The sequence below is a fragment of the Mesorhizobium sp. M4B.F.Ca.ET.058.02.1.1 genome (assembly GCF_003952505.1).
In the GTDB taxonomy this organism is placed as follows: domain Bacteria; phylum Pseudomonadota; class Alphaproteobacteria; order Rhizobiales; family Rhizobiaceae; genus Mesorhizobium.
Map to the genome: position 1 here is coordinate 1327009 of NZ_CP034450.1, position 14882 is coordinate 1341890.

Below are 14882 nucleotides of genomic sequence, written 5' to 3' on the forward strand. Positions count from 1 at the left end.
TAATGCGCCCGGCCGGATGCCGGCAAAAAGCATGCGCAAATAACGCTCCAACATAACACGCGCCCCGAAGGGCGCGCGCAGATGGCTTCAAGTCATTGATTTTACGCAGGTATCTTGACGACAACCTCGGCCATCTCACCGGCCTTCGGCTCGAAAGACGAGGATTTTGTCTTGGTTCCATTGACTTCGAGCGAGATGGATTTGGTCTTTTTGTCGCGGATGACACGAACCTTGACTTCCGCCCCCAGCATCTTGAGCGTTGCCGCGTAGCCATCCCAGTGGCCAGGCAGTTTCGGCCGGAATGTGATCTGCTTGCCGCGCCGCTCGATGCCGAGAATGCCCTCGACCGCCGCGCGGTACAGCCAGCCGGCGGAACCCGTGTACCAGGTCCAGCCGCCACGCCCGCCCTTGCCTTCGCCGGCATAGATGTCGGCTGCCACGGCATAGGGCTCGACCCTGTAGTGCTCGGCTGCCGCCTCGTCCGACGCGTGATTGACCGGGTTCAGCATCGAGAAGCAGCGATAGGCGTCGTCGGTGCGGCCCATTTCGGCGAGCGCGATGACGAACCAGGTGGCCGCGTGGGTGTACTGGCCGCCATTCTCGCGCACGCCGGGCGGGTAGCTCTTGATGTAGCCGGGATCCTTCTCCGTCTTCGAGAAGGGCGGCGTGAACAGCTTGACGATCTTGAGCTCGTCGTCGACCAGCATCTTGGTCGCCTGGTGCATGGCCGTGGTCGAACGCGCCGGATCGCCCTCGCCCGAAAGTACGCTCCACGACTGGGCGATGGAGTCTATCTTGCATTCCTTGGCGTCATGCGAGCCGAGCGGCGTGCCGTCGTCGAAGCTGCCGCGCCGGTACCACTGCCCGTCCCAGGCGGTGGCCTCCAGCGCCCGCTTCAGCACGTCGGCATGCTTGTTCCAGGCCTGCGCCCGCTTGGCGTCGCCTTGCGCCTTGGCCACCGGGGCAAAGTCGCCCAGCGTCTTTAGCAGGAACCAGCCCAGCCATACGCTCTCGCCTTTGCCGCCCTCGCCGACGCGGTTCATGCCATCGTTCCAGTCGCCGCCGAGGATCAGCGGCAGGCCGGCGGGGCTGCTGCGCTTGATGGCGAGATCCAGCGCCCGCGCGCAGTGATCGTAAAGCGAGGCGGTGGTCTTGGAGACCTCCGGCGTGAAGAAGGCATCGTGCTCGCCCTCGCCGAGCGGCTGGCCGTCGATGAAGGGAAGCTGCTCCTTGAGGATCGCCGCGTCGCCGGTCACGTCGATATAGCGGGCCGTTGCATGGGCCAGCCAGACGACGTCATCCGAGATCATGGTGCGCACGCCGGCGTCGGTGCGCGGCAGCCACCAGTGCTGCACGTCGCCCTCCGGGAACTGCCGGCGCGCCGCGTTGAGGATCTGGTCGCGCGCCAGCTTCGGATCATGTGCCAGCAAGGCCAGCGTATCCTGCAGCTGGTCGCGGAAGCCGAAGGCGCCGCTCGCCTGGTAGAAGGCGGAACGAGCGCGGATGCGGCAGGCAAGGCTTTGGTAAGGCAGCCAGTGGTTGACCATGGCATCCATCGCCTTGTCCGGCGTCTCGACCTGGATGGTGTCGAGGAAGCCGCGCCAGACGCGCTCGTTGTCGGCCAGCCGCTGGTCGAAGTCCTTGCCGCGATGGGCCTGCACCAGCGCGCTCGCCTCGGCGGGCGAAGCCGCGTCGCCGAGCACCCAGAGCAGCGTCACGTCGCCGCCGGCGGGGATGTCGATGTCGCTGGCGATCGCCGCGCAAGGGTCGTCGCCCGCCTCCACCCGGCCGGACAGGGCGGCGCCCGCAAGCACGGCCTGCGGATATTCGCCGCTGCCGTGGCGGCCGATGAACTCGCCCCGGTCGGTCGTCGCCGACTGGACCTCGGTCGAGGCCGCGAGGAACGCCACCCGCTCACTGAAGTCGAGCCCGTAGGGGTTCTGGGCCAGTAGCGCGCCAGTCGCAACGTCCCGCGCCGGCACGATGGTCGCCGCCGTGCGCGAGCGATGGCCGCCCAGCACCCATTCGGCATAGGCATAGACGCGCAGCCTCGCCGGCACCGGGCCCGCATTCTGGATGCGCAGCCGGGTGATCTTCACCGGATCGGCCGGATCGACCACTTGGGTCAGGTCCATCGACAGCGGCCCGCGCTTCGTACGGAAGGTCGAAAAACCCTGGCCGTGCCAGGTCTCGTAGGTCATGGCGGGGTCGCGCACCACCGCGGCCATCGGCGAGAAGGCCTTGCCGCTGGCGTGGTCGTAAATGTAGATGCCCTCGCCCGGCCGGTTGGTGACAGGATCGTTCGACCACGGTGTCAGCTGGTAGTCGCGGCTGTTGCGGCTCCAGGTGAAGCCGGCGCCTTCGGCCGAGACGTGGAAGCCGAACGAGGCGTTGGAGATGACGTTGATCCAGGGCTGCGGTGTCGTTCGCCGGCCGGTGAGACGCGTGACATAGTGGCGGCCGTCGCCATCGAAACCACCAAAGCCGTTCCAGAGATTCAAGCCGCTGCCGTCGGCTTTTGCGCTGGTTGAGGCCGGGGCGGCAAAAGCCGGTTGCGCAATGGCCGGCAAGGTTGACACGGCCGCGACGCCGCCGGCCTGCTGCAGGGCGTCTCGCGCCTGCAGGGCAGCCGCTTCGGCGCGCTCGATCTGGTCGAAGATGGTGCCGTTGCGCGTATGCAGCGCGACGCGGGCGACCGCCAGCAGGGTCTTGTAGGTCGCCTCGTCCATGAGGTCGCGGCGCACGGCGAAAATGTGCTGGCGCGGACCGAGCTCCTTGCCGCGCAGGCGGCTGTTCTCGCACAGCGTCTCGACCGCGCGCTGCAGGTCCTGAACATAGGACGATGCCTGCTCGTTGACGACAACGAAGTCGATCATCATGCCGCGCGCTCGCATATACTCCTGGAAGCGCAGCGCCTGGGCGACGATCTCCAGGTCGGCGACGTCGCCGATGCGGACCAGGAAGATCGGGAAATCGCCGGAGATGCTGGTCGGCCACAGGCTCGACTGCTTGCCGAGCCCGGAGGCGATGGAGTCCGCCGGCAGGCGCAGGAACGGATCGGGATAGATCAGGTAGCGCGCCAGCTTCTGTACATTGGCGGCGTCGGTCAGGCTGAGGCCGAGATGGCGGGTCTGCACCTGGCTGCGGGTCCAGGCCAGCATCGCCTGGCGAGCGAAGCTTTCCGGATGGTCGAGCCGGGCAACGGCTTCGTCGAGTTCCGCGCGGTTGGCGCCAACGATGGTCCAGAAGGTCAGCGAGATCTTCTTGTTGGCGGGCACGCGCACCTGACGGCGCAGCGAGGCGATCGGGTCCAGCGTGAAGCCGGAATGGCCGCCGAGCTTGGCGCCGGGATCGAAGGCGGCTGCGTCGACGATGGTGCGGCCGCGGCCGATGAAGGCGCGCCGGTCGGTCTCGGCCTCGGCATCGCGCGACGGCCCCGACGGATCGGTGACGAAATGCGCCACGGCGATATCGGGGTCGTTTTTGTCGCGCTTGCGCCTGACGGCGAAGATCGCGCTGTTGTTCGAGGCGATCTCGGTCTCGACGAACATCTTCGAGAAGGCCGGATGGGCATTGTCGGAAGCTTCGTTGCCCAGCACCAGCTCGGCGAACGACGTCACCTCGATGTGCCGGTCGGTGGCGCCGTCATTGTAGAGCGTGACGCGGCGGCCCTCGCCATTGCCTTCCGAGATGACGATGCATTCGACCTCCGAGCGCAGCGACCCGACCGATTTGATGAAGCTCGCCTTGTCGTCGGAGAACAGGGTCTGGACGCGCTCATGGTCGGTGCGCCGCGGCTCTGAGGTCGCCGACCACCAGTCGCCGGTGCCGGCATCGCGCAGGAAGATGTAAGAGCCGAGCCGGTCCTCGCTCGGGTCCGGCTGCCAGCGGGTGACGGCAAGTTCGCCGAAACGGCTGTAGCCGGAACCGGTGGCGGTGACCATGACCGAATAGCGGCCATTGGACATGACGTTGGTCGCACGCAGCGCCTTGGCCGGGTCGAGGATGATGCGCGTGTCCGGGCTCTCTGTCTCGGTCTCGTCCTTGGAGCGCTCGTCGGCTTCGGTCCTGACGGTGGCGGTCGGGATGTCGCGCGGCGCCCTCTCCTGCAGCAGGAGCTCGGCCGACTCGATCACCGGGTCGCTGTGGAAACGGTCGCGCAGGCGGCCTTCGAAGATGGCGTCGGCGACGGCTGCGATCGACATGCCGGAATGGTGCGCCATGTAGTTCAGCACTACGGCGTGGTCGGTGCCCTCGGGCACGCGCTGCGGGGTGAAATCGACGGCATCGTAGAAACCGTGCCGGCCAAGCGCGCCGATCGCCTTCAGCCGGGCCAGATTGTGCACCGCCTCCCGCGGATTGAACTGCGCCGCCAGGATCGTGGCGTAGGGCGCAATCACGGTGTTCTGGCCGAGACCGCGCTTGAGGCCGAGGCCGGGTACGCCGAAATTGGTGTACTGGTAGGTCAGCTCGCGGTCGCGGGCATTATAGGCCGCTTCCGAAATACCCCAGGGCACATTCTTGGAGCGCGCGTACTGGATCTGGCGCCTGATGATCAGCTTGCTGGTCTGGTTGAGGATCGAGCCATGCGGCTCCTTCATCACCAGCGGCGGCATCAGGTATTCGAACATCGAGCCCGACCAGGACATCAGCGCGCCCCGGAAGCCGATCTCGACGATCGGCCGGCCAAGCCGGAACCAGTGCTCGGTCGGCAGGTCGCCCTTGGCGATGGCGAACAGGCTGGTGAGCCGCGCCTCCGAGGCGAGCAGGTCGTAACAACTCTCGTCGAGCTGGTGCTCCTCGACCCGGTAGCCGATCGACAGAAGCTTGCGCTCCTGCCGCATCAGGAAGGAGAAATCCATCTCGAAGGCGTAGCGGCGGGCACGCTCGCGCAGGGCCAGAAGCTTGGCGCGCAAGGCCTCGACCGCGTTCTCGTCGTTGTGCGAGTCGTGCACATGCGCCTCGCAGGTGGCTTCGAGCCGCGCCGCCCAGTCGGCGATGACGTCGCTCTTCGGCGAGGCCGCCTCGGTGTGGATGGCGGCGGCGAGCTTGCGTATCTCTCCGGCCAGCACCGCCAGGTTGATGGTGCGGATCGACGCCATCTCGGGCTGTGCCTTGATGGTCATGACGGCGCGGCGCATGCCGTCGAGACGGTCGGCAAGTCGCTGGCGCAGCGGCCTCAGCTGCCGGCGGTCGTCCGGCAATTCCTCAAGGCTCTCGTCGAGGATGGTCACCGTATCGAGGATGCCCTCGAAATCGCCCTGCAGACGGAAGGCGCTTCCGCCCATTCGGCGCAAGCCGCGGCGACCGCCACCAGATGGCCGGCGAGATTGCCGCTGTCGACGGCCGAGATGTAGAGCGGATAGAGCGGCTTCAGCGTCGTCGTGTCGTACCAGTTGTAGAGATGGCCGCGGTCGCGCGGCATGCTCTCGATGGTCGTCATCGTCGCGTCAATGCGCGTGATGGCGTCAGACAGGCTGATCCAGCCGAAGTCGCGCGCCGACACCACCGACAGCAGGTAGACGCCGATATTGGTCGGCGAAGTGCGCGGCGCCACCACCGGCGCCGGGCTTTCCTGGAAATTGTCGGGCGGCAGATGGTGATGCTCGGCCGTCACGAAAGTCTCGAAATAGTGCCAGGTGCGCCGCGCGATGGTGCGCAGCGTATGGATGTCGGCGGCCGAGATGCGCAGCCGGTCCTCGGTCTCGGCCGAGCGGCTGATCCAGCAGGCGACAGCCGGCGAGCCAATCCAGAAGATGGCGAAGAAGAAGGCGACGAAGGCGCCGGTGGAATCGGCCAGCACCGGGATGGCAAGGCCGACGACGCCGATGATCACCGCGCCATACATCATGCCGTAATAGGCGCCGAGGTCACTGCCGCCGCTCTTGTGCGCCTGCGAGGCGGTGCGCCATTCAAGCAGGTTCTGCCGGCTGACGAACAAGCGATAGAGGGTGCGGATGATGGCATCGCCCATCATCCAGGCGAGATGCGCCATCAGCAGCACCTTGAGCGCGACCAGGGCGGTGCCGAAGATGGTGTCGCGCGCCAGCGCCGAAAAATGGCCGCGCGGGGTCTGGTCGCCGCTCTTGGGCAGGATGCCATTGACGATGTCAAAGGTGGGCGCCATGAACAAAGTGAGGATCAGTAGCGCCTGCCATTGAGCGGCTTGCGTGAAGGGCAGCAGGGTCCAGCCGGCGATCGCCGCCATCACCCAGAAGATCGGCGTGAGCGAGCGGCGCAGATTGTCGACCATCTTCCAGCGCGACAGCGCCGGCACGCCGGAGCGCGGGTCGAGGATGAAGCCGAGAAGCTGCCAGTCGCCGCGCGCCCAGCGGTGATGGCGTGATGCGTCTACCGAATAGCGGGTCGGGTAGTCCTCGACCAGTTCGACATCGGTGACCAGCGCCGAGCGCGCCAGCGCCCCTTCGAGCAAATCGTGGCTGAGGATGGTGTTTTCCTCGATGCGGCCCTTCAGCGCCGCCTCGAAAGCGTCGACATGGTAGAGGCCCTTGCCGGTGAAGGAGCCGTCGCCGAAGACGTCCTGATAGACGTCCGAAACGGCAAAGACATAGGGGTCGAGGCCGCGGTTGGCGGAGAAAACGCGCTGGAAGAAGGAGGCGTCGTCGCCGCTGGTCAGCGAAGCGGTGATGCGTGGCTGCAGAATGGTGTAGCCAGCGGTGACGACGCGTTTTGAGGCGTCGAAATGCGGCCGGTTGAGAGGGTGGCTGAGCTTGCCGGCCAAGCTGGCCACTGCATCGCGTGTGGTGCGCGTGTCGGCGTCCAGCGTCATCACATGGACGACGTTTTCCGGCAGCGGCACGTCAAGCGGCAAATAGGTGGTGTCGCTGTCACCGCGCAGCAGAAGGTTCAGCTCATGCAGCTTGCCGCGCTTGCGCTCCCAGCCCATCCAGCAGCCCTGCGCGGCGTTGTAGAGCCGGCGCCGGTGCAGGACATAGAAGAGCGGCGCACCTTCGGTCGGATAGCGGGCGTTGAGCCTGGCGATCTCGTCGCGGGCAAATTGCAGGATCTCGATGTCGGCGGCGTCGATCTCGGTCTTCGAGTCCGGCCAGTCCGAAAGCAGCGCGAAATGGATTTCGCCCGCCGAATTGGCGAGGTGATGTACCTCGATGTTGCGGATATTCTCCTCGACATCGTCGCGCGAGCCGATCAGCGAGGGCACCACGACCAGCGTGCGCGCCTCGGCGGGCACGCCATGCTTGTAGTCATAGCCGACGAGCCGCGTCGGCTTCAGGAACAGCGAGACGACGGTGTTGAAGAAGGCGAGCGCGCCTTCCGAGGCCGGCACGGCGAACAAGGCCAGCATCAGGACGATCGACGGCAGCGCCAGGCCGAGGTGGTCGAGCGCGTTGCCGGCGAGCGCCAGCAACAGCACCGTCAACGCAAAGACCGGCACGACGACGCCCAGCCAGCCGGTGGCGGAGAAAGCGCGTTTGACCGTGACGCTGATGGTTGGCCGATAGCCGATCGCCTTTTCCAGCTCCAGCCGGCGCGGGCCGACCAGAAAGAAGCCGACATCGGTATGCACCGTGGCATCGGTGTCGGGCGCCTCGGCCTGGGGAACCTCAGCGCCGGAGGCATCGGCGATCAAAACATGGCCGGCAAGCTCGATCGCCTTTTCGGCGACGCGGAATTCAGAGAGCTCCGACCGGCGCGCCAGTTCCTCGATGGCGGTGCGGTACTGGTCGCGTGAGAAGAAGTCGAGCGCGGCGAAGTCGGTCTTCTCGCGCAGCAGCGTGTCGATGCGGCTGACGCCCTCGAACCAGACCGTCCAGTCGACGTCATTGATGAGGCGCAGGCCGCGGATGATGTTGCCGGTGGTGACGTTGCCGCTGGACAGTGTGTGATGCTCGGAGATGATGATCTCCTCGGCATCGGAGCCGGTCTTTTCCAGCTCGCTTTCCAGCCATTCCAGCGCCCGGCCGGCGTTCTGCGAGCCGTCGCGCAGGCGGTAGAGCAATTGGGTGGCGAAAGTGGTGTCCTGCGCGTGGCTGCCATAGTGCGACAGGATCTTCTGCCGGTCGGCATTGTCGTCTGTCGCCAGCACCCGGTCGGCGACCTCGTTGGCGATCTGGCGCATCTGCCTGGTGCGGTTGACGCGCACGGCGATGCGGCGGAGATTCTCGATCAGCACGAAGCGCAACAGCGACGGCAGCGCCCAGAGCTCGCCGATCTTGAGCGGCTCGACCGACTGGAAGCCCTCGACGATCGCCTTGAACATGGTGGCCGAGACCGAGCTGTCGGAATGCGCGACATAGGTCCAGGCCAGCGCCAGCGCGCGCGGCACGGTGGTTCCGTCGGCCAGCTTCAGCGTCGGCAGCTGGCGATAGAAGCGGCGCGGCAGGTCGCGCTTGACCTGGAAGATGGTCTCCTCGACCAGGTAGTTGTTGTCGAGCAGCCATTGCGCCGCCGGGGTGATGGTTTCGCCCTTGGCCTGCGCGGCATTGGTCGAGCGGTAGACTTCGAGGATTCGCTTGGCGCTGTCGCGGATGCGGGCCTGGAACTCGAACGGCGCCAGACCGAACAGATCCTTGACGTCCCCTTTGGCAAGGCCGGCACCCAACTCGCGTAGCCGGTCTTCCGGCATGAAATTGGAACGTATCGGCGCTTCGGTGATGACCGGGAAGCTGGCGCTCGTGAGTTCGATCTTGGCGGGATTCGTCTGTATGTTCATTTATATTTCCGTATGGCGGGCACGGTGCGGCGTCCCCGCCACGGCAATGGCCCTAAAACCTGCTCAAATGCAATTGGTTGCATGTCAACTTAGGCCGAAAGTTCGTTCTCCGCACCACGACAGGGCGTCATCTCTCAGCAACTCGATGGACGAGCGCCCCACGCTCCCCGTCCCATATCTGATCGATGGAAGGAATCCGGCTTTTTCGTGATGCGGGCAAGAGCTTACGCCAATTTTCGCCGGCGCCGCGATCATGTTTGGCAACAGGCGTTAATGGTTGCTGCCAGCCCGATCGATGCGGATCACGAACAGGATCGTGCCGGCGGCCGGCTCCAGGCGCTGTCTCGGGGTGCCCAGATCCAGCACCAGCGCATCGAGCGGGCCGAGGCGCTCGGGCGCGTCGCCGGCAAGCACGATCTCGCCATCGAGAGGCAGGACAAGGGTCGTGTCCGCCCTGGCCTCGATTTCCAGAGGCGCCGCGACCGTCAGGCGCTCGACGGTGTGCGTCATGCGGCCGCGCCGGGTCATGACATTGAGGTCGGTGATCGGGCCGGAGATCAGCGCGGCCGCGGTCGGCACATCGGCTGCAAAGGAAAAAGGGGCGGAGGCCGCGGTCAGTTCGGCCGGCGCGCGGCCGGCGACGTCGAGTACGATCCCCTGCCCTGCCAGCACGCAAAGCGTGCGGTCGATGCCGGCGAAGCTGGAGAACGGGCCGCCGGCCTCGACGCGCGCCATCGAGATGCGCCAGTCGAAATTGTCGAACCCGGCGCCGCCGGGCGAAACAGTGATTTCGGTCGTCGTGCCGCCGCCGTTCTTCCACGGCATGACGCGGTAGCCGGCGGCACGAAGGATGCGCATCGGCTCAGCCCAGGATGCCCGGCAGGTTGAGCTGGTGCTCTTTGGCGCATTCGATGGCGATATCGTAGCCGGCGTCGGCGTGGCGCATGACGCCGGTCGCCGGGTCGTTCCACAGAACGCGCTCAAGGCGCTTGGCGGCCGCCGGCGTGCCGTCGGCGACGATGACCATGCCGGAATGCTGCGAGAAGCCCATGCCGACGCCGCCGCCATGGTGCAGCGACACCCAGGTGGCGCCCGACGCGGTGTTGAGCAGCGCATTGAGCAGCGGCCAGTCGGAAACGGCGTCGGAGCCGTCCTTCATCGCTTCGGTCTCGCGGTTGGGCGACGCGACCGAACCGGAATCGAGGTGATCGCGGCCGATGACAACCGGCGCCTTGAGCTCGCCCCTGGCCACCATCTCGTTGAAGGCGAGGCCCAGCCTGTGGCGGTCGCCGAGCCCAACCCAGCAGATGCGCGCCGGCAGGCCCTGGAACGAGATGCGCTCGCGCGCCATGTCCAGCCAGTTGTGCAGATGGGTGTTGCCGGGGGTCAGCTCGCGCACCTTGGCGTCGGTCTTGTAGATATCCTCGGGATCGCCCGAAAGCGCTGCCCAGCGGAACGGGCCGATGCCGCGGCAGAACAGCGGCCGGATGTAGGCCGGCACGAAGCCAGGGAAAGCGAAGGCGTTCTCGAAGCCCTCTTCCTTGGCGACCTGGCGGATGTTGTTGCCGTAGTCCAGCGTCGGCACACCGGCGTTCCAAAACGCGACCATCGCCTCGACATGCTCGCGCATCGACGCGCGCGCCGCCTTCTCGACCGCCTTCGGGTCCGAGACGCGCTTCTCGCGCCACTCGGCCATCGTCCAGCCCTTGGGCAGATAGCCGTTGATTGGGTCATGCGCCGAAGTCTGGTCGGTGAGGATGTCGGGGCGAATGCCGCGCTTGAACATTTCCGGTACGATCTCGGCAGCGTTGCCGAGCAGGCCGACCGACTTCGCCTCGCCGGCCTTGGTCCAGCGCTCGATCATTTCCATTGCTTCATCGAGCGTCTCGGCCTTCTCGTCGACATAGCGGGTGCGTAGGCGAAAATCGATCGAGTCCGGATTGCATTCGATGGCCAGGCACGAGGCGCCGGCCATGACGGCGGCCAGCGGTTGCGCCCCGCCCATGCCGCCGAGGCCGGCGGTCAGGATCCACTTGCCCTTGAGGTTGCCGCCATAGTGCTGGCGGCCGGCCTCGACGAAGGTCTCGTAGGTGCCCTGGACGATGCCTTGCGTGCCGATATAGATCCAGGAGCCGGCCGTCATCTGGCCGTACATCATCAGGCCCTTCTTATCGAGCTCATTGAATTTCTCCCAGTTCGCCCAATGCGGCACGATGTTGGAGTTGGCGATCAGCACGCGCGGCGCATCGGCATGCGTGCGGAAGACGCCGACCGGCTTGCCGGACTGCACCAGCAGCGTCTCGTCATCGGCGAGCGTCTTCAGCGAGGCGACGATGCGGTCGAAATCGTTCCAGGTGCGCGCTGCGCGGCCGATACCGCCATAGACAACCAACTCGTTGGGGTTTTCGGCGACGTCGGGATCGAGATTGTTCATCAGCATGCGCAGCGGCGCCTCGGTCAGCCAGCTGCGAGCGTTGAGTTCGGCGCCGCGCGGGCTGCGGATCTCGCGGATGTTGTGGCGAGGATTGGTCATCATTGTCCCTTTCGAGTAAGGCGGCGCGTCAGCGCCCGGCCCAGTCAATGGTGGTTTCGAGGATGGTCTTCAGCGTGGCGCGGATCGGCGCCGCGTATTCGGGATCGTAGGGCACCGGCCAGTTGTCCGGCGCGCCCCTTCCTTCGGGCTCGCGCATGTAGCCGCGGTTGGAAAGCTCCATCTGCAGCGCATGGACACCGTTTTGCGGATGGCCGAAACTGCGCGTGATCCAGCCGCCCTTGAAGCGGCCGTTGACCACCCATGTCTGACCGGTTGCGGCCATGATCTCGGCGACCTTGGCCTGAAGGGCCGGATCGGTGCTTTTGCCGTCATTGGTGCCGAGGTTGAACACCGGCAGCGTGCCCCCGAACAGGCGCGGCAGCACCGAGCGGATCGAGTGGCAGTCGTAGAGGACGATTCTTCCGTGCATGCCGTGCAGGCGGTCGATCTCGGCCTGCAGGGCGGCATGGTAAGGCTTGAAGTAGGTCTCGCGGCGCTCGTCGATTTCCGAAGGCGTCGGCTCCTCACCCATATGGTAGAGCGGATCGCCGTCGAAGGTCTCGGTCGGGCAAAGGCCGGTCGTCGCCTGGCCGGGATAGAGCGAGACGCCGGACGGGTCGCGATTGACGTCGATGACGGTGCGCGAGATCGCGGTGTGCACCACCGTCGCGCCGAGGTCGGCCGCAAAATCGTAGAGCTTGTCGATCCACCAGTCGCAGTCGCGGCGGCCGAGCCAGGGCGAGACCAGCCGGCTGTCGAGACCGGCAAGGTCGATGCCGGTGTGCGGGATCGAGACCAGCAAGGGTGCGGTGCCTCGGGTTACGGTGAGCCAGGAAGGCGCGGCCATCACACCGCTCCCGCAATCGCCGGCAAGGCCACGGCGCTCGCCGCACTCACCGCGGCGCCGCTGCGCACCATGGCGATGGCCTTTTCCATGTCGGGATGGAAATGGCGGTCATTGTCGAGATGCGGCACTTCGGCCCGGACCAGCTTGCGCACCGCTTCAAGAGCTTCGCTCGACGCCAGCGGCGCATGGAAATCGCAGCCTTGAGCGGCCGCCAGGAGTTCGATGCCGATGACGGCGGTCGCATTCTCGATCATGCCAAGCAAGCGGCGGGCGCCGTGCGCGGCCATCGAGACATGGTCTTCCTGGTTGGCGGAGGTCGGGATCGAATCGACGCTTGCCGGATAGGCCTTCTGCTTGTTTTCGGAAACCAGCGCCGCCGCCGTCACCTGCGGGATCATGAAGCCGGAATTCAGTCCCGGCTTCGGCGTCAGGAAGGCCGGCATGCCGGACAGCGCCGGATCGACCAGCATGGCGATGCGGCGCTCCGACAGCGAGCCGATCTCGCAGACGGCAAGCGCGATCATGTCGGCGGCGAAGGCCACCGGCTCGGCGTGGAAATTGCCGCCCGAAAGCGCCGTATCGTCCTCGGCGAAGATCAGCGGATTGTCGGTGACGCCATTGGCCTCGGTCTCAAGCGTGTCGGCCGCCTTGCGCAGCACATCGAGGGCGGCGCCCATCACCTGCGGCTGGCAGCGCAGGCAGTACGGATCCTGCACGCGCTCGTCGCCCACGCGGTGCGATTCACGGATGGCGCTGCCGGCCATCAAATTGCGCAGCGCATCCGCCGTCTCGATCTGGCCGCGATGCTTTCTGAGCAGATGGATGCGCGGGTCGAAGGGCGCGTCCGAGCCCTTGGCGGCGTCCGTCGACAGCGCGCCGGCGACCAGCGCCGACTGATAGAGGGTCTCGGCCTCGAACAGGCCGGCCAGCGCGAAAGCCGTCGAGAACTGCGTGCCGTTGAGCAGCGCCAGGCCTTCCTTGGCACCCAACGTCACCGGCTCCAGCCCGTGCGAGACGAAAGCGACCTTGGCCGGGAAACGACCGTGCGGGGTAAAACATTCGCCGACGCCGATCATCGCTGCCGTCATGTGCGACAGCGGCGCGAGGTCGCCGGAGGCGCCGACCGAGCCTTGCGCCGGCACCACCGGAATGACGTCGTTGGCGAGCATCGCTTCCAGCAGCGCGATGGTCTGCGGCCGCACGCCGGAGGCGCCCTGCGCGAGGCTGGCGAGCTTCAGCGCCATCATCAGCCGGGTGACGGCAACCGGCATAGGCTCGCCGACGCCGGCGGCATGCGACAGCACGATGTTGCGCTGCAGGGTTTCGAGATCGGCGGCGGGTATGCGCACGCTGGCCAGCTTGCCGAAGCCAGTGTTGATGCCATAGACCGGCTCGCCCTTGGCGACAATCCGCTCAACCGCCTCGGCGCTGGCCTTGATCCTCGGCTTGCAGGCGGCGTCCAGCTTCGGCACCGCGCCGCGGTAGATGGCGCGCCAGTCGGCCAGCGTTGCGTTGCCGGGCTTCAGAACGAGTTCGGTCATTGTCCTCTCCAGATGCGGGCATGCAGCGGGTTGAAACCCATGCGGTAGACGAGTTCGGCCGGGCGCTCGATGTCCCAGATGGCGAGGTCGGCGGACTTTCCCGCCTCCAGCGTGCCGGTGTTTTCCAGCAGGCCAAGCGCACGCGCGGCTTCGCGGGTAACGCCGGCAAGGCATTCCTCGACAGTCAGCCCGAACAAGGTGGCCGCCATGTTCATGGTGAGCAGCAGGGACGTGAGCGGCGAAGTGCCAGGATTGCTGTCCGTGGCGACCGCCATCTTCACGCCATGCCGGCGGAACAGCTCGACCGGCGGCCTCTTGGTCTCGCGGATGAAGTAATAGGCGCCGGGCAGGATCGTCGCCACGGTTCCGGCCCTGGCCATCGCCGCCGCGCCCGCCTCGTCGGTGTATTCGAGATGGTCGGCCGACAGCGCGCCGTAACGCGCGGCAAGCTCGGCGCCATGCAGGTTGGAGAGCTGGTCGGCGTGGAGTTTTACGGGCAGACCGAGCGTCTTGGCCTTGTCGAAGACGCGCGCCATCTGCTCCGGTGAAAAGGCAATGCCCTCGCAGAAACCGTCAATCGCGTCGGCCAGGCCTTCCGCGGCCACGGCGGGCATGATCTCGCTCGCGACGAGATCGATGAAGGCGTCCTTGTCGCCCTTGGCCTCCGGCGGCAGAGCATGGGCGGCGAGGCATGTCGTGCGGACCGTCACCGAGCGTTTGTCACCGAGTCGCCGCGCGGCACGCAGCGACTTCTTCTCATTGTCGACGTCAAGGCCATAGCCCGACTTCACTTCGATCGTGGTGACACCCTCGGCGATCAGCGCGTCGAGGCGCGGCAATGTCTGGGCTACCAGTTCGTCCTCGCTGGCGGAACGCAATGACTTCACCGAGGAAACGATTCCGCCGCCGGCTTTGGCCACCTCTTCATAGGTGGCGCCGGCCAGCCGCATCTCGAACTCGTTGGCGCGGTTGCCGGCGTAGACGAGATGGGTGTGGCAATCGACCAGGCCGGGCGTGACCCAGCGGCCTTCGCAGTCGGTGATGTCAGCGCCCTGGGCAAGCGCCGCCGGCAGATCGGCTTCCGGCCCGGCATAGGTGATCAGGCCGTCGCGCGCGACGACTGCGCCCCTTTCGGCGATGCCCAGTCCCGGCGCGCCTTCGGCCATCGTCGCCAGGCGCGCATTGCGCCAAAGGTGAAGGCCCCCTGCCCGGCTTTTGATTTCTGCCGCCATCATCTTTTCCGTTTGATTGGATAACAATTATGTATAT

The 14882-nt window shown here is 66.3% G+C and carries 5 protein-coding genes and 1 pseudogene; all 6 read right to left on the minus strand.

Features of this window, described 5'->3' with window-relative positions; translation table 11 throughout:
* Positions 1-101: 101 nt before the first annotated feature.
* Positions 102-8692, minus strand: a pseudogene (locus EJ073_RS06715) (glucoamylase family protein).
* A gap of 270 nt (positions 8693-8962) precedes the next feature.
* Entirely contained in the window at positions 8963-9550 is a 588-nt protein-coding gene (locus EJ073_RS06720; RefSeq protein ID WP_126055032.1) for a HutD family protein, read from the minus strand.
* A 4-nt stretch (positions 9551-9554) separates the two neighbouring features.
* On the minus strand, positions 9555-11225 hold the full coding sequence (hutU, locus tag EJ073_RS06725) for a urocanate hydratase (RefSeq protein ID WP_126059096.1): 1671 nt from the start codon (positions 11223-11225) through the stop codon (positions 9555-9557).
* 28 nt (positions 11226-11253) lie between these two features.
* Positions 11254-12072: an N-formylglutamate deformylase gene (gene hutG / locus EJ073_RS06730; protein WP_126055033.1), complete on the minus strand. Its 819-nt coding sequence runs from the start codon at positions 12070-12072 to the stop codon at positions 11254-11256.
* A complete protein-coding gene (gene hutH, locus EJ073_RS06735; protein WP_126055034.1) occupies positions 12072-13613 on the minus strand; it encodes a histidine ammonia-lyase in 1542 nt (513 codons plus the stop codon). The genes hutG and hutH overlap by 1 nt, the downstream gene beginning before the upstream one ends.
* Positions 13610-14845 carry an imidazolonepropionase gene (gene hutI / locus EJ073_RS06740; RefSeq protein WP_126055035.1) on the minus strand — a complete coding sequence of 412 codons (1236 nt, stop codon included), beginning with the start codon at positions 14843-14845 and terminating at the stop codon, positions 13610-13612. The genes hutH and hutI overlap by 4 nt, the downstream gene beginning before the upstream one ends.
* Between the last annotated feature and the right edge of the window lie 37 nt (positions 14846-14882).